A 24,753-nucleotide genomic window follows, 5' to 3' on the forward strand; every position below is an offset into this window, starting at 1 on the left:
CTTCAATCAGTCGAAGCGGGATCAACGTTATGCCCATGCAAACCAATGGATTGGCGCTCAAGTCCTTTTATGCCGACAGCCGGATCTGGTCGGGCAAGGATGGCAAGCCGCTGTACTGGATCGACGATCTGAGCCTGACCGTGAACGGCATGGAGATCCTCGAGGATTCCTTTATCCCGACCCTGGGCGACAACGACGTGGTGCAGATCCTCAACGGGGTGATCTATTCCTATGAGGACCTGGGACAGGTGAGTACCTTCGCCGATTACTTCAAGCGCTGGCAGTTTCGCTGCATAGATGGTCAGCGACAAATTGTCTGAAACGAATGTCGTTGCAATGACTGACATTCAAGCGGATGTACTGGTCGTACCCGCGGGTGTTGCTGAACAGTGAACCCGGGGCCAAGAAGATCCGCGCATCGTGCGCCTCTTCGATCAGGCGGCGAAGATCCACGTGCGCAGGGAAGCGCGCCCAGATAAACAAGCCCTCCACCACGCCCTCGTCGATTTCCACCCCCACTTTGGTCAGCCAGTCGCGCGCGCGGATGCGTTCGTGCATCACCCGCTGGCGCAAGGCATCCAGATGATGCTGGTAGCGCCCGGACTCCAGGGTATAGGCCACGATGGTCTCGTCCAGCGACGAGCCGCACAGCACGTTGTACATCTTCTGCTCCACCAGGCGCTCGACGAAGACCGGCGGGGCCACCACGTAGCCCAGGCGCAGCGCCGGGCTGAGCACCTTGCTGAAACCGCTCAGGTAGAAGGTCCGGTTCCATTCGTCGAGGCTGCTCAGGCGCAGCGTCTGCTTGGTGCACAGGGCGCCGAAGATATCGTCCTCGACGATATGGAAATCGTATTTCTGCGCCAGCGACAGGATGCGGAAGCCCTTGGCCGGCGAGGTGTTGCCGCCGGTCGGGTTATGGATCAGGGTCTGTGTCAGGAACAGCTTGGGCCGGTATCTGGCGACCATTTCCTCCATCACTTCCAGGTCCGGGCCATCGTGGGTGCGTGGCACGGTGATGATGTTGAAGTCGCGGTCCTTGATCAGCTTGAGCTGCAGCAGCAGGTAGCTGGGGTCCTCGACCAGCAGGTAATCCCCGGGCTCGAGCATCATGTTGCGGATCAGCGAGAACGCGTGGGTAGCGCCGATGGTCACCACGATCTGGGTGCTGGAGGCATTGATCTGCAGCTCGCGCAGCTTCTTGGCGATCACCGAGCGCAGCTCCTGACTGCCGGCGGCCGGGGCCGGGACGCTGCAGGACAGGGTATTGCGGATCAGCCGTCCTGTGACCGACGCCGGCACCGCATCGGCCAGCCACGAGGGCGGCAGGTAACCGGAGCTGACCGGGAAATCGTATTGCGAAGGGTCCAGCGCACGGTACAGGAACCCGGCGTGCAGGCTGGAGGGCGGGATCATCCGCTCGGCGTCCTTGCCGGTGTCGGCGGGGCCGGAAGCGAGAATGTAGTAACCCGCGCCCGGGCGCGACTCGATGATCTGCCGGGCCACCAGGTCTTCATAGGCGCTGCTGACCGTGAAGATACTCACGCCCAGCTGTTTGGACAGAGCCCGGACCGATGGCAGGCGGCTGCCGCGGACCCACTGGAAGGCCTCGATGCGGCTGATGATTGCGTTGCGAATCTGGTCCACCAACAGCACTTTGCTGTTGCGATCTATCTCGAACATTTTGCTTAACCCTGCTGAAACCGATGCCGCTTCGAAAGCTTATGGCTTTTTGCCGGCAGATTACACCAGTCCTCCTGGATTCCGGATCAATGACGCTTCATGCGTTGTCCACACGGCCCTCATCGCTGGCAAGCCAGCTCCCACAGGGATTGCATGCACCACAAACCCTGTGGGAGCTGGCTTGCCAGCGATGAGGCCGCCAGCAACAACATAGATGCCTGGGGAGATCAGCGCTTGCGCAGGATCACGCTGCCGATGGAATAACCGGCACCGAACGAACTGAGCACGCCCAGCGCGCCCTTGGGCAGGTCATCCTGGTGGCTGTGCAGGGAAATCACCGAACCCGCCGAGCTGGTGTTGGCATAACGGTCGAGAATCACCGGTGCTTCTTCCTCCAGCGCGTCACGGCCCAGCAGCTTCTTGACGATCAGCTGGTTCATGCTCAGGTTGGCCTGGTGCAGCCAGAAACGCTTCACGTCGCTGACGTTGAGGTTGTTTTCCGCCAGGTGCGTACCGATCAGTTCGGCGACCATCGGGCAGACCTCACGGAACACCTTGCGACCCTCCTGGACGAACAGCTTGTCCGGCGCGCCGATACCCTCTTCCGCCGCACGGTTGAGGAAGCCGAAGTTGTTGCGGATATTGTTGGAGAACTGGGTCAGCAGCTTGGTGCTGACGATCTCGAACTGATGCGCCGAGGTGGCCAGGTCGGCGCGCTCGACCAGCACGGCGGTGGCGGCGTCACCGAAGATGAAGTGGCTGTCGCGGTCGCGGAAGTTGAGGTGGCCGGTACAGATTTCCGGGCTGACCACCAGCACCGAGCGGGCCTGGCCCAGTTGCACGCTGTTGCAGGCGACCTGGATGCCGAAGGTGGCCGAGGAACAGGCGACGTTCATGTCGAAGCCGAAGCCGTTGATGCCCAAGGCCTGTTGCACCTCGATGGCGATGGCCGGGTACGGACGCTGCAGGTTGGAGCAGGCGACGATGACCGCATCGACGTCGGCGGCAGTGCGCCCGGCGCGTTGCAGCGCCTGCTCGGCGGCGGCCACGGCCATCTGGCAGAGGATCGACGGCTCGTCGTTGCTGCGCTCGGGCAGGCGCGGCTTCATGCGCTGCGGGTCGAGGATGCCGTCCTTGTCCATGACGAAACGGCTCTTGATCCCCGAGGCCTTTTCGATGAAGGCCGCGCTGGACTCGGCCAGGGCCTGGACCTCACCGCGCGCGATAGCCTCGGCGTTGTCGGCGTTGAATCGGGCGACGAAGGTGTTGAAGGATTCCACCAGCTCTTCGTTGGAAATGCTGTTGGCCGGGGTGTACAGGCCAGTGCCGCTGATGACGACGTTATGCACGATCGATCCTCTGTTGGGTTCTTCGAGTTGGCACCAAGGTACCAGCTTGCAAATGCAACGACCCCTTGGGGCAGAGCCATTGCCGGCTGTTCGGGTGTCGGTTGCCGCGACCGGAACGGGCGTCCGGTCGCGGTAAATGCTGCCAAGTGTGCCACAACTGCGCCGGTCAGGCTTCCACCTGGCTCCATTGCTTGCCCAGGCGCTTGTCGGAAATCGGCACCTTGGTCCCCAGTTGCTGGGCGAACAGCGAGACCCGGTATTCCTCCAGCCACCAGCGGTACACCTGTAACTGCTCGTCGCGCTTGCCTTCCTGGGCATGCTTGTCGGCGCGGGCCTTGTATTGCGCCCAGAGGTTACCCAGCTCGCCACTCCAGACCCGGTCCTTCTGCACCTGCGCGCCAAGTTTTTCCAGGCGCAGTTCGATCGCCTTCAGGTAGCGCGGCAGTTCCTTGAGCCACAGGCCCGGCGTCTCGCGGACGAAGCCCGGATAGACCAGGTTGCCAAGCTGCTGCTTGATATCGTTGAGCGCTACCGCCTGGGCCAGGTCGATCTTGCCCTTGAAACGTTTCTGCAGGCCGTGCCACAGCTTGAGAATTTCCAGCACCAGCCGGGCCAGGCGCTCGGCATGCCCGGTCCAGTCGCCGCGCTTGCGTTCGGCCAGCGAGGCCAGCGCCGCACCGTCACGTGGCAAGGTGCTTTCGCCCTCCAGCACGCAACTGTCGAGGCTGGCCAGGAGGATGTCCTCGACCAGCGATTCGACGCGCCCCAGCTCGCGATAGAGCAGGCCCAGTTCGGTCAGGCCCGGCAGCTTGCCGCGCAGGAACTTCGCCGGTTCGGCCAGTTGTTGCAGCAGCAGGCGCTGCAAGGCGCGGCGATGCTGGAAGGTGGCCTCGGCCTGGGTCGAGAAGCGCCCTTCCTTGACCGTACCGCCCTCTTCCACCAGCGCCGGGTAGACCGTCATCGACAGCCCGGCGATCTTCTGCTGGGCGGTCTGCTCGACCTTGCCGAAGCCCTTGGCCTCCACTGGTTTCTGGGTTTTTTCCGACTGCGGCACGGCCAATGCGGCCTGGCTGGCAGCGGCAAAACGGGCGGTCAGTTCGGCCAGGTCGCGGCCTTCGCCGAGGAACTTGCCCTGGCCATCGACCACCTCGATGTTCATCTTCAGGTGGTTTTCCACCTGCTGCTCCGCCTCGGCCCAGGCTTCGTCGCTGACCCGCGCGCCGGTCATGCGCAGCAGCTCGCGACCGAGGGCCTGGGACAGCGAGCCCTCGGCGAAGGTCATGCGCGACAGGGCCGCCTTGACGAAGTCCGGCACCGGCACGAAGTTCTTGCGCAGGGCCTTGGGCAGGTTGCGCACCAGGGCGATGCACTTGGCTTCCAGCAAGCCCGGCACCAGCCATTCGAGGCGCTCGCCCGGCAGGCTTGGCAGCAAGGGCGCCGGCACCCTGACGGTCACGCCATCACGGGCATGGTTGGGCTCGAAGTGATAGCTCAGCGACAGCTTCAGGTCACCCAGGCGCAAGGTGTCGGGGTACTGCGCGGCGGTGACTTCGCTGGCCTCGCGGGCCAGCACGTCCTCGGCACGCATGATCAGCAACTGCGGGTCTTTCTGGCTGTTGACCCGGTACCAGCTGTCGAAGGTGGCGGTCTGGTGGATCTCCGCCGGCAGGCGCGCCTCGTAGAAGCCGTAGAGGGTTTCTTCGTCGGCGAGGATGTCGCGGCGCCGCGCCTTGGCTTCCAGTTCGTCGAGTTCCTCCAGCAGCTTTCTATTCGCCGCCAGGCACTTGGCGCGGGAGTTGATTTCGCCGCCCACCAGGCCCTCGCGGATAAACAGCTCGCGGGACGCCTGCGGATCGATCGGCCCGTAATGCACCGGACGCCGGCCGACCACGATCAGGCCGTACAGGGTGACCTGCTCGAAGGCCACCACCTGGCCGCGCTTCTTCTCCCAGTGCGGCTCGAAGTGGTTTTTCTTCAGCAGATGGCCGGCCAGCGGCTCGATCCAATCGGAATCGATCTTCGCCACCATGCGCGCGTAGAGCTTGGTGGTTTCTACCAGTTCGGCGGCCATGATCCATTGCGGGCGTTTCTTGCCGATGCCCGAGGACGGATGCACCCAGAAACGTCGCTGGCGGGCGCCGAGGTAATCGCCTTCCTCGGTTTTCTGGCCGATCTGGCTGAGCAGACCGGAGAGGATCGCCTTGTGCAGCCGCGGGAAGTCCGCCGGCTCCTTGTTGATCCCCAGTTGCAGGTCACGGCAGATCAGCCCGAGCTGGCGATGGGCGTCGCGCCACTCGCGCAGGCGCAGGTAGTTGAGGAAGTTCTTCCGGCACCAGTTGCGCAGCGGGCTGGAGGTCAGTTCCTGGCGCTGCTCTTCGAAGCCGCGCCACAGGTTGACCAGCGCGGCGAAGTCGGAATCGGCGTCCTTCCACTGCGCGTGGGCCTGGTCGGCAGCCTGCTGGCGCTCCGGCGGACGCTCGCGCGGGTCCTGCACCGACAGGGCGCTGGCGACGATCAGCACTTCCTGCAGGCTGCCCTGTTTCGCGCCTTCGAGCAGCATGCGGCCCAGCCGCGGGTCTACCGGCAGGCGCGCCAATTGGCGGCCCAGCGGGGTCAGCTGGTTCTCGCGGTTGACCGCGGAGAGTTCCTGCAACAGGTTGAAGCCATCGCTGATGGCCTTGCCATCCGGCGGCTCGATGAAGGGGAAGGCGTCGATCTCGCCGAGGCGCAGATGGAGCATCTGCAGGATCACCGCAGCCAGGTTGGTGCGCAGGATTTCCGGATCGGTGAAGGCCGGCCGCGCGTTGAAGTCCTCTTCACTGTAAAGGCGCACGCAGATGCCGGGTTCGACCCGGCCGCAACGGCCCTTGCGCTGATTGGCGCTGGCCTGGGACACCGCCTCGACCGGCAGACGCTGGACCTTGGCGCGATAGCTGTAGCGGCTGATGCGCGCGGTACCGCTGTCGATCACGTAGCGGATCCCGGGCACGGTCAGCGAGGTTTCGGCGACGTTGGTCGCCAGTACCACCCTGCGCCCCGGATGGGACTGGAAGATGCGCTGCTGCTCGGCCGGCGACAGGCGCGCGTACAGCGGCAGGATCTCGGTATGGCGCAACTGCGCCTTGCGCAGCACCTCGGCGGCATCGCGGATCTCCCGTTCACCGGGGAGGAACACCAGCACATCGCCCGGGCCCTTGCCGACGCTGCGCTCGTGGGCGGCGATCTCGTCGAGGGTGGCAAGGATCGCCTGGTCCACGGTGAGGTCATCCTCGACCCGGTTGCCCTCCTCGTCTTGCTCGCTGGTCAGCGGGCGATACCAGGTTTCCACCGGGAAGGTGCGGCCGGACACCTCGATGATCGGCGCATCGTCGAAGTGCTTGGAAAAGCGCTCCAGGTCGATGGTCGCCGAGGTGATGATCACCTTCAGGTCCGGGCGCCGCGGCAGCAGGGTCTTCAGGTAGCCGAGGAGGAAGTCGATGTTGAGGCTGCGCTCGTGGGCCTCGTCGACGATGATCGTGTCGTAGCGTTCGAGGAAACGGTCGTGCTGGGTTTCGGCCAGGAGGATACCGTCGGTCATCAGCTTGACCAGGGTATTGGCGTCGCTCTGGTCCTCGAAGCGCACCTGGTAGCCGACCAGCGCGCCCAGCGGCGTTCCCAGCTCTTCGGCAACCCGGCTGGCAACGCTGCGCGCAGCGATCCGCCGCGGCTGGGTATGGGCGATCAGGCCGAACTGGCCGCGCCCCAGCTCCAGGCAGATCTTCGGCAACTGGGTGGTTTTCCCCGAGCCGGTCTCACCGGCAATGATCACCACCTGGTTTTCCGCTACCAGCTTCTTGATCTCGTCGCGCTTGGCGGCGATGGGCAGGCTGTCGTCGTAGCGCACCGTGGGCACGCTGGCCTTGCGCGCCACGGCCTGGTCGCAGGACGCCTGGACCCGCTGCGCCCACTGGGCCAGCTTCGCATCGTCGGGACGCTTGCGCAGTTCGTGAAGTTGCCGGCGCAGGCGATGGCGCTCGGCGATCATGGCGTGATCGAGGTTTTTCAGCAGTTGCCCGATGGCGGCGTTCTGGTCAGTCATGAGGTCTTTGGCGGCGCAGGCGTGTCCTGCGGGAGATGATCGGCTTGGAATAGCGGGGGATTGTCGCAGATTTGCCGATTGTAGGCATCGCCGATAACCCTGTGGGAGCTGGCTTGCCAGCGATGAGGCCTGCCTAGGCAAAGATGTTGCCTGGTCAGGCCCTATCGCTGGCAAGCCAGCTCCCACAGGGGTTCTGTGTTGAGCACACTAAGTTTAGTGAGAGCTTGACTGAAGTTACACAAACACCAATTTAATGAACCATCGCCAGCATGGGAGTATCAAGGCATGACTTTGTCCACCAGCATGCCCCGCCCCCACCAGGCCCCTTCGTTCCCGAAGGCGCGGGCCCGTCGCGGGGAAAACCCGCTGGTGCATGTCATCCTCGCTTTCTGGGCCCTGTGGCATTGCCGTCACGCCCGCCCACCAGATACCGCTCTCGCCTGACCGATAACCCTGGCCGTGCTCTTGCATCGGCCTCCTTGTCGATTCCCAGCGCGCCCTCATGGCGCAAGCGAGAACACCCATGCACTTTGCCCCCATCGAGCAGGCCCGCGCGTTCCTGGACGCCAATCCCGATATCGAAATGATCGAGCTGTTTATCCTCGACGCCAACGGCGTGCCACGCGGCAAGCTGTTGCACCGCGAGGAACTGCTGGCGGTCTACGAAAGCGGTCGCCCCCTGCCAAGCACCATCCTTGGCCTGACCCTGCACGGCGAAGACGTGGAAAACTCCGGGCTGGTGTGGGATGTCGGTGATATCGACTGCCGTGCCTACCCGCTGGAGGGCAGCCTGGTGCGCCTGCCGTGGCGACAGATCCCCACTGCCGCGCTGCAGGTCAGCATGCACCCGGAACAGGGCTTGCCCGCTGCCAATGCCGATCCACGCCATGTGCTGCTGCGGGTGATCGATGCGCTGAAGGCCGACGGCTATCACCCGGTAATGGCCTGCGAGCTGGAGTTCTATCTGCTTGACCAGAAACGCGACGGCAATGGCCGCCCGCAACCCGCTCTCGACGCCGATGGCGGACGCCCGCGCAGTACGCAGGTCTATGGCCTGCGCGAGCTGGAGCAGATCGAACCCTTCCTCGCCGACCTGTATGCCGCCTGCAAGACCCAGGGCATTCCAGCGCGCACGGCGATTTCCGAATATGCCCCCGGCCAGGTGGAAATCACCCTGGAGCACGGCGATGCCCTGCTGGCCATGGACCAGGCCGTGCGCTACAAGCGCATCGTCAAGGGCGTAGCGCACAAGCACGGCATGCAGGCCTGCTTCATGGCCAAGCCCTTCGCCGACCTGGCCGGCACCGGCATGCACCTGCATGTGAGCCTGGCCGATGCCGAGGGCAACAACCTGTTCGCCAGCGAAGACCCGGCCGGCACGCCACTGTTGCGCCAGGCAGTGGGAGGCATGCTCGCCGCGCTGCTCGATTCGTTGCTGCTGTTCTGCCCCAACGCCAACTCCTACCGGCGCTTCCAGGCCAACAGCTACGCGCCGCTGGCTCCAACCTGGGGCATCGACAACCGCACCGTGAGCCTGCGCGTGCCCGGGGGCCCGGCGCCGACCCGGCATATCGAACACCGCATCTGCGGCGCCGACGCCAACCCCTATCTTGCCGCCGCTGCCCTGCTCGGCGCGGTGCACCACGGCGTGCGCCAACAACTGGATCCGGGTGCGCCGGTGGAAGGCAACGGTTATGCCCAGGCCACTACCTTGCTGCCTACCGACTGGCTCAGCGCGCTCACCGCCCTGGAGCACTCGAGCTGGGCCCGGGACACCCTGGGCCAGGAATTCCTTGGCGTGTACCTCGCGGTCAAGCGTGCCGAGTACCGCCAGTTCATGGCCGAAGTCGGCGAACAGGACTGGCGCTGGTACCTGACCCAGGCCTGAACCCTTTCCTCTTTTTTCGAAGGACCCGAAACATGAATGCAGCCCTGAACCACGGCAGCGCCCAGCGCGCCGCGTCCTATTACAGCGCTACCCTCAACGATGCCACCCAGTACCCGACCCTGGAAGGCACGGTAGAGGTCGATGTGGCGATCATCGGTGGCGGCTTCACCGGTGTCGCCAGCGCCGTCGAGCTGGCCGAACGCGGCCTGAAGGTCGCCATCGTCGAGACCAACCGCATTGGCTGGGGCGCCAGCGGACGCAATGGCGGGCAGGTCACCGGCAGCCTGTCGGGCGACGAAGCCATGCGCAAGCAGATGCGCGCCCGGCTGGGCGACGACGTCGACGATTTCATCTGGCACCTGCGCTTTCGCGGGCACCAGATCATCGAGCAGCGGGTCGAGCGCTATGGCATCGATTGCGACCTCAAGCGCGGTCATCTGCATGCGGCGATGAAGCCGTCGCACATGAATGAACTCCAGGCGTTCGCCAGCGAAGCCCAGCTTCGGGGCATGGGCGACCAGGTGCAATTGCTCGACCGTGAAGGCGTGCGCCGCCACCTGGATTCGCCGCTCTACCTCGGCGCGCTGAAAAACCTGCGCAACCTGCACCTGCACCCGCTCAATCTATGCCTGGGCGAGGCCCGTGCAGCTCACAGCCTGGGCGCGCTGATCTTCGAGAACTCGCAAGTGCTGGAGATCGTCCATGGCCCGCGCCCGGCGGTGGTTACCGCCAAGGGCCGGATCGAAGCGAAACAGGTGATGCTCGCGGGCGATGTCTATCACAAGCTGGAAAAGCGCCAGCTCAAGGGCAAGATCTTCCCGGCCATGGGCGGGATCGTCACCACCGCGCCGCTGGGAGACCTGGCGCGCCAGCTCAACCCGCACGACCTGGCGGTGTACGACTGCCGCTTCGTGCTCGACTACTACCGCATGACTGCCGATGGCCGCCTGCTGTTCGGCGGTGGCGCCAACTATTCGGGACGGGATTCGCGGGATATCGCCGGGGAACTGCGGCCCTGCATCGAGCGCACCTTCCCGGTGCTGAAGGACGTGCCGATCGAGTTCCAGTGGAGCTGTGCGATGGGCATCGTGGTCAACCGCATCCCGCAACTGGGCAAGCTCTCGGAGAATGTCTGGTATTGCCAGGGCTACTCGGGGCACGGCATTGCCACCAGCCATATCATGGGCGAGATCATGGCCGAAGCGATCACCGGCACGCTGGAGAAGTTCGACACCTTCGCCGGCTGCCGCCACGTGCGGGTACCGATGGGGGATCTGCTGGGCAATCCGCTGTTGGCGGCGGGGATGTGGTACTACCAGATGCTCGAGAAATTGCGTTGATCTTTCGGGCCTCATCGCTGGCAAGCCAGCTCCCACAGGGTCAGCACAGGCCCTCAGGACTTGTGCTGACCCTGTGGGAGCTGGCTTGCCAGCGATGAAGCCCGAGAGGACTCAGGCGATCTTCTTGAGACCCAGCTTCTTCAACTCTTCATCCCGCAACTCACGTCGCAGGATCTTGCCGACGTTGGTGGTCGGCAACGCATCGCGGAACTCGACGAAGCGCGGCACCTTGTAGCCGGTGACATTGGCGCGCATATGCTCCATCACCTGCTCGCGGGTCAGGGTCACCCCCGGCTTGGCCACGATGAACACCTTGATCACCTCGCCCGACTTCTCGTCCGGCACGCCGATCGCGGCGCATTGCAGCACGCCCGGCAGGGTCGCCAGCACATCCTCGAGTTCGTTCGGATACACGTTGAAACCGGAAACCAGGATCATGTCCTTCTTGCGGTCGACGATGCGCATGTAGCCATCGGCCTGGATCACCGCGATGTCGCCGGTCTTCAACCAGCCCTCGGCATCGAGGATCTCGTCGGTGGCTTCCTGGCGCTGCCAGTAGCCTTTCATGACCTGCGGGCCCTTGATGCACAGCTCGCCGATCTCGCCGAACGGCAACTCGTTGCCAGCATCGTCGATCACCCTGCACAGGGTCGAAGGTACCGGGATGCCGATGGTGCCGACCTGGATGTTCTGCGCCGGATTCACCGAGGCCACCGGGCTGGTTTCGGTCATGCCGTAGCCTTCGCAGATGGCGCAGCCGGTCACTTCGCGCCAGCGCTCGGCAACCGAGAGTTGCAGGGCCATGCCACCGGACAGGGTGACCTTGAGCGCGGAGAAGTCCAGGCGACGGAAGTCCTCGTTGTTGCACAGGGCGACGAACAGGGTGTTGAGCCCGACGAAACCGCTGAACTTCCACTTCGACAGCTCCTTGACCATCGCCGGCAGGTCGCGCGGGTTGCTGATCAGGATGTTGTGGTTGCCGATCAGCATCATCGCCATGCAATGGAAGGTGAAGGCATAGATGTGATAGAGCGGCAGCGGGGTGATCAGGATCTCGCAGCCCTCATTGAGGTTGGAGCCCATCAGCGCCTTGCACTGCAGCATGTTGGCGATCAGGTTGCGGTGGGTCAGCATGGCGCCCTTGGCCACGCCGGTGGTGCCGCCGGTGTATTGCAGCACCGCGACATCGTCGTGGGACGGCGAGGCTTCCCTGACCGCCTTGCCCTGCCCTTTCGCCAGTGCGTCGTTGAACTTCACGGCGTTCGGCAGGCTGTAGGCCGGGACCATCTTCTTCACGTACTTGATGACGCTGTTGATCAGCAGGCGCTTGAGCGGCGGCAGCAGATCGGCGACTTCTGTGACGATGACGTGCTTGACCGACGTCTTGGGTACGACCTTTTCCGCCAGGTGCGCCATGTTGGCCAGGCACACCAGGGCCTTGGCGCCGGAGTCGTTGAACTGGTGTTCCATTTCCCGCGCCGTGTAGAGCGGGTTGGTGTTGACCACGATCAGCCCGGCGCGCATGGCACCGAAGACGGCGACGGGATATTGCAGAACGTTCGGCAGTTGAACGGCGATGCGGTCTCCGGGTTGCAGGTCGGTATGCTGCTGCAGGTAGGCAGCGAAGGCACCGGACAACTCGTACAGCTCGCCATAGGTCAGGGTCTTGCCCAGGTTGCTGAATGCCGGTTTATCGGCGAAACGCTGGCAGGACTGCTTCAATACCGCCTGGATATTCGGGTACTCGTCCGGGTTGATTTGCGAGGCGACCCCGGCCGGGTACTTATCCTTCCAAAAGTTTTCGATCATGGAAGCCCACTCCTCCAGCAACAGCGAATTCTTCACCGCGTCGATGCGATTATTATTGATATTTGATGTCGATTTATTGCAAACCGACCGATCCGAAGCGCGCCGAGAGTAACAGCTTTACCAGGGGTCGCCTAGAGCTAAAGCGGCCCAGCGAGTCACTAAAATGACTCTTGATAATTTATTGGTCACTTTTAGAGTAAATGGTCTAAACCGAACTGCAAGCTTTAAGTCAAAAGCTGCAAGAGAGCGTGCGCGGCCGCTCTATCCTGCAGCTTTCGGCTTATAGCTTGTAGCTGCTCAAGCCGGTTCGCGCAACTCGCGGCGCAGGATCTTTCCTACCGGCGTCATCGGCAACGAATCCCGCAGGACGATGTGCTTGGGCACTTTGTAGCCGGTGAAGTTGGCCTTGCAGTAAGCCTTGAGTTCTTCCAGGGTCACGCCGCCCTCCCTCGCCACCACGAACAGCTTGACCGCCTCGCCGGAACGTTCGTCCGGCACGCCGATGGCGGCACAGGCGGCGACTTTCGGGTGAGCCATGACCACGTCCTCGATTTCGTTCGGGTACACGTTGAAGCCCGAGACGATGATCATGTCCTTCTTGCGGTCGACGATGCGGGTGAAGCCGTCCGGATCGATCACCGCGATATCGCCGGTCCGGAACCAGCCCTCGGCATCGAAAGCCTCGGCGGTGGCGTCCGGACGCTGCCAGTAGCCCTTCATCACCTGGGGGCCCTTGATGCAAAGCTCGCCGCGCTCGCCCAGGGGCATTTCGTTGCCCTGGTCATCGGTGACCTTGAACGCCGTGCCCGGTACCGGAATGCCCACGGTGCCCAGGCGCGCCAGCTGGCCATAGGGATTGGTGCTGGCCACCGGCGAGGTTTCGGTCAGGCCGTAGCCCTCGACGATGCGGCAACCGGTGAGACCTTCCCAGCGCTCGGCGGTGGCCTTGACCAGCGCGGTGCCGCCGGAGTTGGTGACCTTCAGCGCGGAGAAATCCAGGTCCTTGAAGGCAGGGTTGTCCATCAGCGCGACGAACAGCGTGTTGAGCCCGAGCAGCGCGGAGAAGCGCCACTTTTTCAGCTCCTTGACGAAGCCCGCAATGTCCCGCGGATTGGTGATCAGCACGTTGTGGTTGCCGGTCACCATCATGCACATGCAATTCGCAGTGAAGGCATAGATGTGGTACAGCGGCAGCGGCGCGATCATCACTTCCTGGCCGTCCTTGAGCAGTTTCTGCCCGTCAGGCCCCAGTTGCGAGAAACAGGCCAGCACCTGGAGCATGTTGGCGACCAGGTTGCCGTGGGTGAGCATCGCCCCCTTCGCTACCCCGGTGGTGCCGCCGGTGTATTGCAGCACGGCGATGTCGTCGTGGCCGGCCTGCACCGGCTTCAGGGCATGCCCCTTGCCCTGGCGCAGCACCTGCTTGAACGACAGCGCCTGGGGCAGGTGGTAGTCGGGAACCATCTTCTTGACCTTGGCGACGATGGTATTGACCAGCCAGCCCTTGGCGGTCGGCAGCATGTCGCCCATCTTCGCTTCGATCAGGTAGTCCAGGCCGGTATCGGGCAGCACTTCCTGCACCAGCTTGCCGAACATGTTCAGGTACACCAGGGCGCGGGCGCCGGAATCCTTGAACTGGTGGCGCATCTCCCGGGCGGTGTACAGCGGGTTGGTGTTGACCACGATCAGCCCGGCGCGCAAGGCACCGAACACGGCGATGGGGTATTGCAGGACGTTGGGCATCTGCACCGCGATGCGCTCGCCCGGCTTGAGGTCGGTGCATTGCTGCAGGTACGCGGCGAAGGCGGCGGAATAACGGTCCAGTTCGGCGTAGGTCAGGGTCACGCCCAGGTTGCTGAAGGCCGGTCGGTCGGCGAATGTCTTGCAGGAGCGTTCGAATACTTCGACTACCGACTTATAGGTGCTCATGTCGATCTGCGAAGGTACTCCCGGCGGGCGCTTGTCGTTCCAGAAATCGGCGTGCATTTATTATTGTCCTCGGTCCTGAGCCTGTGCGGTCCGGATTGCTGCTTGCAAAACGGCGTTCTGCCGACGTTAGCAGCTCTGCCACAGGTGGCAAATATGCCAAGGCTCGTCATAGATCCTGTGAATCTCCATCTACCGGGCTAGCCGATTTGGCAAGCGGCTATACACTCAGGGGCATCCATTGCCTTGGAAAACCACGATGCTCCATGACGCCTTCTGGCTGCCGGCCAGCAACCATTGCAGCCTGTACGTCCGCCACTGACTACCCGCCACGCCGGTGCGCGCGGTGGTGCTGCTGGCCCACGGCATGACCGAGCATGCCGGGCGCTACCAACGACTCGGCGAGGCCCTTAGCAGTGCCGGTTTCGCCCTGTATGCCCACGACCAGCGCGGCCACGGCCGTACCGCCGAGCAGGGCACGCTTGGCCTGTTCGCCACCGAGAACGGCTGGAATACCGTAGTCAACGACCTCGGCCTGCTCAACCAGCACATCGGCCAGCAGCATCCGGGCCTGCCGGTGTTTCTCTTCGGCCACAGCATGGGCAGCTACATTGCCCAGGCCTACCTGCTGCACCATAGCGGCAGCCTGCACGGGGCGATCCTCAGTGGCTCCAATTTCCAGGCGCCGGCGCTGTATCGCGCGGCGCGCCAGATCGCCCGCCTGGAAAGCTGGCGACAGGGCCCGCTGGGCCGCAGCGCGCTGATCGAATTCCTCTCCTTCGGCTCGTTCAACAAGGCCTTCAAGCCCAATCGCACGGCCTTCGACTGGCTCAGCCGCGATCCGGTGGAGGTCGACAGGTACGTGAACGACCCGCTATGCGGCTTCCGCTGCTGCAATCGCCTGTGGATCGACCTGCTCGGCGGGCTGGAGCAGATCAGCCGCCCGCGCAACCTGGCGCAGATCGACCCGAACCTGCCGATCCTGGTGATCGGTGGCGAATGTGATCCGGTCAGTGCCGGCAAGCGTCTGAAAGATCTGACCGGCGCCCTGCGCCTGTCCGGGAACCAGCACGTGCACCTGCGGCTCTATCCGCAGGCTCGCCACGAGCTGCTCAACGAAACCAACCGTGACGAGGTCACCGCGCAGCTGATCGACTGGCTCGAAAGCACCCTGGCCCTTGGCCGGCCGGTGCGCAGCGAGTGATACTGCCGCCCCGTCGCGTATCGAAGGAATCCCCTGAATGACCCAGGTCACCAACACGCCTTACGAATCCCTCGAAGTCGGTCAGAAGGCCAGCTTCAGCAAGACCGTCGAAGAACGTGACATCCAGCTGTTCGCCGCGATGTCCGGTGACCACAACCCGGTCCACCTGGATGCCGAATTCGCCGCCAAGAGCATGTTCAAGGAGCGCATCGCCCACGGCATGTTCAGCGGTGCACTGATCAGCGCCGCCGTGGCCTGCGAGTTGCCCGGCCCGGGCACCATCTACCTCGGCCAGCAGATGAGCTTCCAGAAGCCGGTGAAGATCGGCGACACCCTGACCGTGCGCCTGGAAATCCTTGAAAAGCTGCCGAAGTTCCGCGTGCGCATCGCTACCCGCGTGTTCAACCAGAACGAAGAACTGGTGGTTGACGGCGAAGCCGAGATCCTCGCGCCACGCAAGCAGCAGACCGTCGAACTGGTCAGCCCGCCGCCGATCACCTTCGGCTGATCGCCTGCAGAACCTGAAGACGGCGCTCGATAAAGCGCCGCTCGGGCGCTTGCCGGGTCAGGCCGAGTGCGGTGCGATACGCTTCGCGGGCCTGATCCTGGCGTCCAAGCTGCCGGCACAGCTCGGCCCGCGCGCAATGCGCCGGCTGGTAGTCGCGAAGGTCTCCCCGCTGCAGAATCCCCTCGATCAACGCCAGCCCCGCCAGCGGGCCGTCCCTTTGCGCCACGGCGGCCGCGTGATTGAGCTCGATCACCGGCGAAGGCCAGCCACGCAGCAGCACCTCGTAGAGCCCGACGATCTGCGCCCAGTCGGTATCCTGCGCCGTGGCGGCTTCGGCATGCACTGCAGCGATCGCCGCCTGCAAGGTGTACGGGCCGAACCTTTGGGTGCACAGTGCCTGTTGCACCAGGGCACACCCTTCGGCAATCAGCACCTGGTCCCACAGGCTGCGATCCTGGGCGTCGAGCAGGACCAGCTCGCCTTCCCCCGCATTGCGCGCCCGGGTCCGGGAGGCCTGCAACAGCATCAGCGCGAGCAGGCCGAGCACCTCGGGGTCGGGCAGCAACTCACGTAGCAGCCGCCCAAGACGAATCGCCTCGGCACAGAGCTCATCGCGCACCACCGTCTCACCGGACGACGCCGAATAGCCTTCGTTGAACACCAGGTAGATCACCCGCAGGACACTGTCGAGGCGCTCCGGCAGTTCATCGCGCGCCGGCACCTGGTAGGGAATGCCGGCCTCACGGATCTTGGCCTTGGCGCGGACAATGCGCTGGGCGATGGTGGCCGGCGCCAGCAGGAAGGCCCGTCCGATTTCCTCGGTGGTCAGGTCGCAAACCTCGCGCAGGGTCAGGGGCACCTGGGCGTCGGCGGCCAGGGCCGGGTGACAGCAGGTGAAGATCAGGCGCAGGCGGTCGTCTTCCAGTTCCTCGACATTCATGTCATCCGCCTCCAGCCGCTCAAGGGCCTGGCGCAAGGCCTCGGGCGAGCGCTCGAAACGGGCACGCCGACGCAGGCCATCGATGGCCTTGAAGCGTCCGGTGGAGACCAGCCAGGCCCTGGGGCTGGCGGGAATGCCATCGCGCTGCCAGCGCTCGACGGCAGTGAAGAAGGCTTCATGCAACGCCTCCTCGGCCAGGTCGAAATCCCCCAGCAGACGAATCAAGGTGGCAAGGATCCGTCGCGATTCGTCCCGGTACACCTGATCGATGGCGGCACGCACCGCCTCGCTGCCGGGCATCATGCCTCCAGCGGACCGGTCACCAGTTCCACCAGGCGGTCGAGGCTCTCGCCCCAACCGCGGTGGAAACCCATTTCCTCGTGGGCCTGGCGGTCTTCGGCGCTCCAATGCCAGGCACGGGCGGTGTAGAGGGTCTTGCCGTGGATATCGTCGAGGGTGATCACCGCGGTCATGAACGCCCGCGCCGAGGGTACCCAGCCGGGACCGAAGGCGTCGGTGAAAACGATCCGCTCCGGCGCGACGATCTCCAGGAACACGCCCTGGTTCGGGTACTCGCTGCCGTCCGGGGCACGCAGTACGGTACGAAACAGACCGCCGACCCACAGCTGCATCTCGCACACCGGGGTGGTCATGCCGTGGGGCCCCCACCAGCACCGAAGCAGTTGCGGATCGGTCCAGGCGCGGAACACCCGGGTGCGAGGTGCGTCGATCAGGCGGCTCAGGGACAGTTCATGCCGCGCTTCTCCCGCACCGGATTGCTGAGGATTCATGGGTGTTGTTCTCCTCGTTCAGGGTTGCAGCTCGCGCACCGGCCGGACCTCGACGCTGCCCACCCGCGCGGCCGGAATGCCGCGGGCGATGTTCAGCGCTTCGTTGAGGTCGCGGGCTTCCACCAAGTAGAAGCCGGCCAGTTGCTCCTTGGTTTCGGCGAAAGGGCCGTCGGTCAGGCTGGTCTGCCCGCCACGTACCCGCACCGTGGTAGCGGTCTGCACCGGCTTGAGTGCCTCGGCGGCGAGCATCCGGCCGCTGTCGTGGATGGCATTGGCGTAGGCCATGCACTCGGCATCCGCCGGGCTCTCGGGCAGACCGTGCAACAGGGTTTCATCACAGTAGACCAGGCACAGGTATTTCATGGCGTTCTCCGACGTGGGGTCAGGGCTTGAGATCGAACAGGGCCTTCTGGGTCTGCATGTCGAAGGGCGCGGACCAGTGTTCGTGGATCACCTGCCACTGCCCGCCGGTGCGCCGGTAGCCCACCGAAGCGCGCATGAAACCGCACTGGCTTTCGTCGTCTGCGGGCCCGCAGCGGTTGAGCCAGTGGGCCAGGGCCAGGTCACCACTGGCGTGCACGGTCAGTTGTGCCACCTCGAAGACCATCGGCCCGCTGCACATGCCCATGCACATCTCCCAATGCGCCTTGTAGTCGGCCTTGCCCTTGAATTGCAGGGCCTGGATAGCGTCGAAGGCGACGATATCGTCAGCGTAGACCGCGACGATGGCGGGCAGGTCGCGCTCGCGCACGGCCTGGATCCAGCGGTCGATGAGTTGACGGATTTCCTGTTCGGCTGCGCTGTTCATTGGTATGTCCTCATGGCAGTGATTGGCGACGGGAAAATCCGGCGCCTGCAGCATTGGTCGAACGGGAGCCCGAGGAATCGACAGCCCAAGGAAAAAAGCGAAAAAAATCTGTACGCACCGGCCGTAATCGTCGCTTGCGGTACTTGCCGCTTCCCGGCTAGTGTCGCCGCGTTGCGTGCTTCGGAGACCTCGGCAGATGGCATTGATCAGCCAACCTTTGCGGGCCTGTGGCCTGGTCGAATCGTCCTGGGTCCGGGCCACGGGCGCCGCCTGTTTCGAGCGCCATACCCACGACGAGTATGTGCTGGGCGCGAACCTGTGGGGACATGAGCGGATCTGGCTGGAGGGACGCACCCTGGAGGTGCCGGTTGGCGCTATCACGCTGTACAACCCGCTGGCGGTGCAGGCGTCGGAGTTCGCGGCCCCAGGGGTGGAATACATCAGCCTGCACCTGGCGCCGCAGGCACTGGAGCAGGTAGCGCGGGAGAACAACCTGAAGCCCTTTTGCGCAATGCCACGCTTCGAACAGGGCGTGTTCCAGGATGCCGGGCTGTACCGCGCCATCGTCGATTTCGCCCGGATCGACAATCAACAACCGGCTCATCGCGAAGAGGCTTTGCTGGCACTGCTCGGACAATTGCTCCAACGCCCCACCGGCCCCGCCGGAGAACAAAGCCACGCCCTGCGCCTGGCCATGCAGTGCATGCGCGACACCCCGCACGCGCGCCTGGCCCTTGAAGACCTGGCGGCGGTGGCAGGGCTGAGCAAATACCACTTCGTGCGCTGCTTCAAGAATGCGACCGGGCTGGCCCCGTTGCAGTACCACATGCAATTGCGCCTGAGCGAAGCGCGCCGGCGCTTGCGGGCCGGCGAGCATCCCGCCGAGGTGGCACTGGGCCTGGGCTTCTATGACCAGAGCCACTTCATCAATGCGTTCCGCCGGGTCATGGGCATGACCCCCAATCATTATTGGCAGGCGTTCAAAGCGCCGGCGCAAGGATGAATTCGCGGTAGCCGGACACGATCACATAGACCGCGAAGTAGCAGAAGATCCCTGCCGACGCCAGGTACGACCAGGTCAGCAGGCGGTCGCCGAGGAGCTTGCCGCCGTGGCTGGCGGCGCCGCACAGGGTCACGCACCAGAGCACCCCGGCGCAGAAGAACCCACCGAGGAACAGGCCCGCTTGCAGCGCCCCGCCGGCGCCCGAACGGGAGATCAGCACCCCGCCCACCGCCGCGAACCAGAGAATCGCGCTGGGCGAGGACATGGCCAGGAAGATGCCGCGCAGGAACTCGCGCCAGGGCGATTCGCGCACCACTTCCCGGGTGGTGTCCAGGTGGGCATTGCCGCGCAGTGCCGCCCACAGCATCTTCACCGCGAACCACACCAGCAGCAGCGAACCGCCGATCCACAGGACCCAGCGCACGCTCTCGAATTGCAGGAGCACGGTCATCCCGGCCAACGCGGCCAGGGCATAGAGCAAATCACCCACGCAGGTTCCCAATCCCAGCCACATGCCCTGCCAGAAGCCGCGCTGCATGGCCAGGGTGATCATGGCGATGTTGGCGATGCCGATGTCGAGACAAAGGGAAAGGGAGAGGAGAAAACCGTTGGAAAAGGGCATGAAGGAAGGGTCCGCTACCGGCTGATGATCGAGGCAGCCGGTATTTAAGCGGATTGGGGTGGGGGTGTATTGGAAGAAATTGCGGGGCGCGAACCAGAAGACCAAAAGGTGTGCCACTTGATCCCGATTCACTCCCCAGCCAGGTAGTCCTCAAGCGCCACTATAAATGCCTCGTGCAGAGCGCTGACCGAATCAGCATGAAAACTGATGATCGTCTGTACGCCCAAAATCCGCCCAACAAAAAGCTTGTCACGGGCATCGTATTGAACCCGGGCGGTATATCCCATGTAACTGATGCAACTCATGCTTTGAACTCTCCCTCAGGGAACGGGCAAAGAGCCTAGCAAAGCACGACAGCACTTCTTGCCGAAGTTTCATTCAAGACTTTTCAGCCCTCCCCCAATACCCGCGCAAACCTCTCCCTGTCGATATTCGCCCCGCTCAACACCACCGCCACCTTGCGCCCCTGCTGTCGCCCGCGTTCCTGATACAGCGCGGCCAACCCCGCCGCGCCGGCACCTTCGGCGGTGTTGTGGGTGTCTTCGTGGTAGATGCGGATCGCCTGCCCGATCTCCTCGTCAGTGACCCGGACAATCCGCGCCGCGCCCTGGCGGATGATTTCGAACGCTTCCGGCTGCGGAATCCGGCAGGCCATGCCGTCGGCGAAGGTATCGGCGGTTTCGGTGGTGACGATCCGCCCCGCCTCGACACTGCGGGCAAAAGCATCGGCCGCACTGGAGACCACGCCGATGATCTGCGTATCCAGCCCGAGCAGGTCACGGGTGCGGATCAAGCCGCAGATCCCCGAGCCCATGCCGATCGGCACATACACCGCATCCAGCCCGGCCACCGCTTCGAACAATTCCAGGGCATAGGTGGCGACCCCGCGGATCAGGTCCGGATGAAACGGCGGCACGCTTTCGAAGCCCCGCTTCTGCGCCACCCGCGCCGCCTCGGCCCGGGCCTGGTCGAAGTCGGCGCCATGCTCGATCAATTCGGCGCCCAGGGCGCGCATCGCTGCGTTCTTTTCCGGGGAATTGCCTTGAGGGACGACAATCACGATAGGCACTCCGGCATTACGCGCCGCCAGGGCCATGCTCTGGCCGTGGTTGCCCCGCGTCGCCGTGACCAGGCCGCGGGTCTGCGGCGCCCGCGCCAGCAACGACTGCACGTAGAGCAAGCCGCCGCGTACCTTGAAGGCGCCGGTCGGTGCATGGTTTTCATGCTTGACCCAGACCTCGCAACCCAACCGTTCGGCCAGGCGTGGCCAGGCATATTGCGGAGTGGCGGGCACCTGGGCACGAACCAGACGGGACGCTTCGCGCAGGGCAGGCAGGTCGAACATGGAACACCTCGGATCGGGTTGACGTTGACCCGATCCTGGGTGCCGCGCATTGTATGGGTCAAACCTTATATTGCATGGCCAACAATAAAATCATGTGGACCCCAACCCTCCCCGACGACGCGCAACCCCGCTACCTGGCCCTGGTCGAGGCGATCGCCCGGGCCATCGAACAGGGTGAGCTCAAGGTGGGCGAACGCCTGCCACCGCAACGTCGCCTGGCCTGGGCCCTGGGCCTGAATCCGAGCACCACCCAGCAGGCGTATCGCGAGGCGGCGGCGCGACATCTGGTGTCCGGCGAGGTCGGCCGGGGCACCTACGTATTGGCGGGGAGCAAGGAAGCTACGCTGTTTCGGCTGAAACAACGCGATCATGAGAGCACCTGCATCGATCTATCGACAAACGTGCCGATCGTAGACGAGCAAGGGCAGGATCTCGAACAAGCCCTGCGCCAGGTCCTTCACCAGGGCCCGGCCCACGGCCTGGAACATTACCTCGGCGCCGAACAGTTGCTGCTGGGCCGATTGCAAGGTGCGAGCTGGCTCAACCTGCGCGGCCTGCAACTGACGGCCAGCCAGATACTGCTCTGTGGCGGCGCGCAACAGGGCGTGTTCAGCGTCCTGCTGTCGCTCTGCCAGCCCGGCGAGGCGGTGATGGTCGAAGCCCTGACCGCCCCGGGGATCAAGGCGGCCTGCCGGCAACTGCGCCTGCCCTTGCACGGCATCGCGATGGACCACCAGGGCATTCTTCCCGACGATCTCGACCGCGTGGCCCGTGCCAGCGGCGCCCGGGTAGTGGTGCTGACCCCGGCGCTGCACAACCCCACCGGCGCCAGCATGGGCGAACGACGCCGGCGTGATATCGCCGCGGTGGTCGAGCGTCTCGACTTGCTGCTGGTGGAAGACGACGTCTATGGCGCCCTGAGTGACGAGCCACCGCTGCTGCCGCTGCTCGGCGCCCGTGGCCTGCTGGTCAGCAGCCTGTCGAAAACCGTCTGCGCCGGCATGCGCCTGGGCTGGATCGCCGGCGATGAGCACTTGCTGGCGCAGATCGATCCCCATGCCCAGGCTACCCACTGGCAGATCGCCCCGCTGATGCTGGGCATCGCCGGACGCTGGATCGACGACGGCACTGCCGCGCGCAAGCTGGCCTGGCAGCGCGAAGAGGTGAGCCAGCGCTGGCGCCTGGCCCAGCGTCTGCTCGGGGCCGGGATGCAACCGGCAACGCCATCGCCGCATATCTGGCTGAACGGGCCGCGCCCCGGTGATGTGCTGGCTGCCGCCTGCCGCGGCAAAGGCGTCGAGGTGGTGCCGGCCCAGGTGTTCGCGGTCAAGCAGGGGCAACTGCCAGCCGTGCGTGTCAGCCTCACCGCCGCGCGCAGCCGGGCCGAGCTGAAACAGGCGCTGGAACGCATCGCGACCGTGTTCGAGGAATTCACAGCGCAGGATCCGGAGTGACAACCATGCCTACCCGCCTACACTCCAGCGCCATGGACGAACGTGAAGCTTTCTACCAACAGGCCAGCGAGCACCTGCGCCAGCAGGGTCCCGCCTGGGCTGCACATATCGAGGCCGTCGGGCCTTGCCAGCATGTACCGCTGCCGACCCGTGACCCGTACCAGGCACTGGTGCGCGCCATCGCCTACCAGCAGTTGCATGCCAAGGCCGCAGAGGCGATCCTCGGGCGATTCCTGGCGCTGTTTCCCGGGCAGGCGTTTCCGTCTCCCGAACAGTTGCTGGCGACCACCCCGGAACACCTGCGCGCCTGCGGCTTCTCGGGGCGCAAGATCAGTACCGTGCAGGCCGTGGCCCAGGGCCGGCTGGACGGCCTGGTGCCGGATCACGACGAGGCCCGGCTATTGGAACATGAGGTGCTGGTCGAGCGCCTGACCCGGCTGCCCGGTGTTGGTCGCTGGACCGTGGAGATGCTGCTGATCTATACGCTGGAGCAGATGGATATCCTGCCGGTGGACGATTTCGGGGTGCGCGAGGGGTATCGGCGGCTGCATGGGCTGGAAGCGCAGCCGACGCGCAAGCAATTGCTGGAACTGGGTGCGGCGTGGAGTCCGTACCGGACGGTGGCGGCGTGGTACCTGTGGCGGGTGCCGGCGAGGGGAATTTGAAAGCAAGCGGCGGAGTTTTTGAAAAGTCCCGCCACTTTAGGCTTCAAGCCAGTACATCCCTTAAGCACGACCACGCCCCCTGTGGGAGCTGGCTTGCCAGCGATGAGGATGGTGGATTCACTATTGCAATCGCTGGCAAGCCAGCTCCCACAGGGACGGTGGCGACCTGACTATTGGAGAGATGCCCATGCGCCGCGAAAAAACCACCATCACGGAATCCGACCCCCGCTGGCAAGCCCTGCTCGCCCGCGACGCCTCCGCCGACGGTACCTTCGTCTATGGCGTGCGCACCACTGGCGTGTACTGCCCGCCGTCCAGCCCGGCGCGACGGCCCAATATCGAGAACGTGGAATTCTTCGACACGCCCGCCGCCGCCGAAGCCGCCGGCTACCGACCGAGCAAGCGCCGTGGCAGCGACCAGGGCGAGCTGGCACGCCAGCACGCCGCCCAGGTAACCCGGGCCTGCCAGTTGATCGAGAGCGCCGAGATCGAACCCAGCCTCGAGCAACTGGCCGGCCAGGTGAACCTGAGCCCGTACCACTTCCATCGTGTGTTCAAGCGCGCCACGGGCCTCACGCCCAAGGCCTACGCCAGCGCCCACCGCGCCCGCAAGCTGCGCAATCAGTTGCAGCATGCCGGCTCCATCACCGAAGCGGTGTACGAAGCGGGGTTCAACGCCAATAGCCGCTTCTACGAGTCGAGCAATGCCCGTCTCGGCATGACGCCGGGCACTTACCGCGCGGGGGGCGTGCATACCGACATCCACTTCGCCATCGCGCAGTGCTCGCTGGGCGCGATCCTCATCGCGCAAAGCACCAAGGGTATCTGCGCGATACTCCTGGGCGATGATCCCCAGGCACTCTTGCAGGACCTTGAAGATAAGTTCCCGAAGGCCAACCTGATCGGCGCCGATCAAGGATTCGAGCAGTTGGTGGCGCAGGTGGTGGGCTTCGTCGAAGCGCCGGGCATCGGCCTCGACCTGCCCCTCGACCTGCAAGGCACGGCTTTCCAGGAGCGGGTCTGGCAGGCGCTGCGCGAGATCCCGGCGGGCAGTACCGCCAGCTACGCCGAGATCGCCGAGCGTATCGGCGCACCGAAGGCGGTACGCGCAGTGGCCAAGGCCTGTGGCGCCAACAGCATCGCGGTGGCGGTGCCCTGTCACCGGGTGGTACGCAGCGACGGCAATTTGTCTGGTTATCGCTGGGGTGTGGAACGCAAGCAGCAACTTCTGGAGCGGGAGCGGCGCTGAAACCTATTCATTACATTAATTACATCAATCTATTTATTCGAACTATAAAGGTCCACCCATTAAAAAGCCCCGCGACTGGCGGGGCTTTTAA

At 64.4% G+C, this 24,753-nt stretch carries 20 protein-coding genes and 1 pseudogene; 9 read left to right on the forward strand and 12 right to left on the reverse strand.

Annotated features, from left to right (window positions below):
• Positions 1 to 29: 29 nt before the first annotated feature.
• A complete protein-coding gene (locus N7650_RS01835; protein WP_158467721.1) occupies positions 30 to 320 on the forward strand; it encodes a hypothetical protein in 291 nt (96 codons plus the stop codon).
• Here the strand turns inward: N7650_RS01835 and N7650_RS01840 are convergent.
• The 3 genes from N7650_RS01840 to hrpA form a co-directional block, all read right to left on the reverse strand.
• Positions 271 to 1,683 carry a PLP-dependent aminotransferase family protein gene (locus N7650_RS01840; protein ID WP_009405184.1) on the reverse strand — a complete coding sequence of 471 codons (1,413 nt, stop codon included), beginning with the start codon at positions 1,681 to 1,683 and terminating at the stop codon, positions 271 to 273. The genes N7650_RS01835 and N7650_RS01840 overlap by 50 nt on opposite strands.
• Before the next feature lie 227 nt (positions 1,684 to 1,910).
• Positions 1,911 to 3,032, reverse strand: coding sequence for a beta-ketoacyl-ACP synthase III (locus N7650_RS01845; protein ID WP_279896817.1), 1,122 nt, complete (start codon positions 3,030 to 3,032; stop codon positions 1,911 to 1,913).
• A gap of 166 nt (positions 3,033 to 3,198) precedes the next feature.
• Positions 3,199 to 7,110 carry an ATP-dependent RNA helicase HrpA gene (gene hrpA / locus N7650_RS01850; protein WP_279896820.1) on the reverse strand — a complete coding sequence of 1,304 codons (3,912 nt, stop codon included), beginning with the start codon at positions 7,108 to 7,110 and terminating at the stop codon, positions 3,199 to 3,201.
• Between the two features lie 523 nt (positions 7,111 to 7,633).
• Here hrpA and N7650_RS01855 point away from each other — a divergent pair.
• Both N7650_RS01855 and N7650_RS01860 read left to right on the forward strand, forming a co-directional pair.
• Positions 7,634 to 8,998: a glutamine synthetase family protein gene (locus N7650_RS01855; RefSeq protein ID WP_279896822.1), complete on the forward strand. Its 1,365-nt coding sequence runs from the start codon at positions 7,634 to 7,636 to the stop codon at positions 8,996 to 8,998.
• A gap of 32 nt (positions 8,999 to 9,030) precedes the next feature.
• Positions 9,031 to 10,338 (forward strand): FAD-binding oxidoreductase, encoded by a 1,308-nt coding sequence (locus tag N7650_RS01860; RefSeq protein WP_279896825.1) that lies wholly within the window; start codon positions 9,031 to 9,033, stop codon positions 10,336 to 10,338.
• A gap of 111 nt (positions 10,339 to 10,449) precedes the next feature.
• Here N7650_RS01860 and fadD1 read toward each other — a convergent pair whose 3' ends face one another.
• Together fadD1 and fadD2 are read right to left on the reverse strand one after the other, a co-directional pair.
• Positions 10,450 to 12,147, reverse strand: coding sequence for a long-chain-fatty-acid--CoA ligase FadD1 (gene fadD1 / locus N7650_RS01865; RefSeq protein ID WP_064301924.1), 1,698 nt, complete (start codon positions 12,145 to 12,147; stop codon positions 10,450 to 10,452).
• A 297-nt stretch (positions 12,148 to 12,444) separates the two neighbouring features.
• A complete protein-coding gene (gene fadD2, locus N7650_RS01870) occupies positions 12,445 to 14,133 on the reverse strand; it encodes a long-chain-fatty-acid--CoA ligase FadD2 (protein WP_009405195.1) in 1,689 nt (562 codons plus the stop codon).
• Between the two features lie 199 nt (positions 14,134 to 14,332).
• Here fadD2 and N7650_RS01875 point away from each other — a divergent pair.
• A pseudogene (locus N7650_RS01875) lies at positions 14,333 to 15,277 on the forward strand (lysophospholipase).
• Positions 15,278 to 15,314: 37 nt separating this feature from the next.
• The gene (locus N7650_RS01880) at positions 15,315 to 15,785 is read left to right on the forward strand and encodes a MaoC family dehydratase (protein WP_009405197.1); all 471 of its coding nucleotides are present in this window, start codon (positions 15,315 to 15,317) and stop codon (positions 15,783 to 15,785) included.
• Here the strand turns inward: N7650_RS01880 and N7650_RS01885 are convergent.
• The 4 genes from N7650_RS01885 to N7650_RS01900 are packed head-to-tail and all read right to left on the reverse strand — an operon-like array spanning position 15,772 to position 18,324.
• Complete coding sequence (locus N7650_RS01885) at positions 15,772 to 17,025, reverse strand: RNA polymerase sigma factor (protein ID WP_037061795.1); 1,254 nt, start codon at positions 17,023 to 17,025, stop codon at positions 15,772 to 15,774. The two genes, N7650_RS01880 and N7650_RS01885, sit on opposite strands and share 14 nt — an antisense overlap.
• On the reverse strand, positions 17,025 to 17,516 hold the full coding sequence (locus tag N7650_RS01890) for an SRPBCC family protein (RefSeq protein ID WP_009405199.1): 492 nt from the start codon (positions 17,514 to 17,516) through the stop codon (positions 17,025 to 17,027). The genes N7650_RS01885 and N7650_RS01890 overlap by 1 nt, the downstream gene beginning before the upstream one ends.
• Before the next feature lie 18 nt (positions 17,517 to 17,534).
• Positions 17,535 to 17,879, reverse strand: coding sequence for a YciI family protein (locus N7650_RS01895; protein WP_009405200.1), 345 nt, complete (start codon positions 17,877 to 17,879; stop codon positions 17,535 to 17,537).
• A gap of 19 nt (positions 17,880 to 17,898) precedes the next feature.
• Complete coding sequence (locus tag N7650_RS01900) at positions 17,899 to 18,324, reverse strand: nuclear transport factor 2 family protein (protein WP_009405201.1); 426 nt, start codon at positions 18,322 to 18,324, stop codon at positions 17,899 to 17,901.
• Between the two features lie 196 nt (positions 18,325 to 18,520).
• Here N7650_RS01900 and N7650_RS01905 point away from each other — a divergent pair, with 196 nt between their 5' ends.
• Positions 18,521 to 19,327, forward strand: coding sequence for an AraC family transcriptional regulator (locus tag N7650_RS01905; RefSeq protein WP_009405202.1), 807 nt, complete (start codon positions 18,521 to 18,523; stop codon positions 19,325 to 19,327).
• Here the strand turns inward: N7650_RS01905 and N7650_RS01910 are convergent.
• The 3 genes from N7650_RS01910 to N7650_RS01920 all read right to left on the reverse strand — a co-directional run bounded on the left by N7650_RS01910 (position 19,305) and on the right by N7650_RS01920 (position 21,294).
• Complete coding sequence (locus N7650_RS01910; RefSeq protein ID WP_009405203.1) at positions 19,305 to 19,949, reverse strand: LysE family translocator; 645 nt, start codon at positions 19,947 to 19,949, stop codon at positions 19,305 to 19,307. The two genes, N7650_RS01905 and N7650_RS01910, sit on opposite strands and share 23 nt — an antisense overlap.
• A 128-nt stretch (positions 19,950 to 20,077) precedes the next feature.
• A complete protein-coding gene (locus N7650_RS01915; RefSeq protein ID WP_009405204.1) occupies positions 20,078 to 20,254 on the reverse strand; it encodes a hypothetical protein in 177 nt (58 codons plus the stop codon).
• Between the two features lie 83 nt (positions 20,255 to 20,337).
• The gene (locus tag N7650_RS01920; RefSeq protein WP_009405205.1) at positions 20,338 to 21,294 is read right to left on the reverse strand and encodes a threonine dehydratase; all 957 of its coding nucleotides are present in this window, start codon (positions 21,292 to 21,294) and stop codon (positions 20,338 to 20,340) included.
• A 92-nt stretch (positions 21,295 to 21,386) separates the two neighbouring features.
• Here N7650_RS01920 and N7650_RS01925 point away from each other — a divergent pair, with 92 nt between their 5' ends.
• From N7650_RS01925 to ada, 3 genes are all read left to right on the forward strand, one after another.
• Complete coding sequence (locus N7650_RS01925) at positions 21,387 to 22,748, forward strand: PLP-dependent aminotransferase family protein (protein WP_279896836.1); 1,362 nt, start codon at positions 21,387 to 21,389, stop codon at positions 22,746 to 22,748.
• Positions 22,749 to 22,753: 5 nt separating this feature from the next.
• Complete coding sequence (locus N7650_RS01930; protein ID WP_009405207.1) at positions 22,754 to 23,413, forward strand: DNA-3-methyladenine glycosylase; 660 nt, start codon at positions 22,754 to 22,756, stop codon at positions 23,411 to 23,413.
• A 181-nt stretch (positions 23,414 to 23,594) separates the two neighbouring features.
• Complete coding sequence (gene ada / locus N7650_RS01935) at positions 23,595 to 24,662, forward strand: bifunctional DNA-binding transcriptional regulator/O6-methylguanine-DNA methyltransferase Ada (RefSeq protein ID WP_279896840.1); 1,068 nt, start codon at positions 23,595 to 23,597, stop codon at positions 24,660 to 24,662.
• Positions 24,663 to 24,753 lie beyond the last annotated feature (91 nt).

The organism is Pseudomonas sp. GD04058 (assembly GCF_029836855.1).
Taxonomy (GTDB): domain Bacteria; phylum Pseudomonadota; class Gammaproteobacteria; order Pseudomonadales; family Pseudomonadaceae; genus Aquipseudomonas; species Aquipseudomonas bharatica.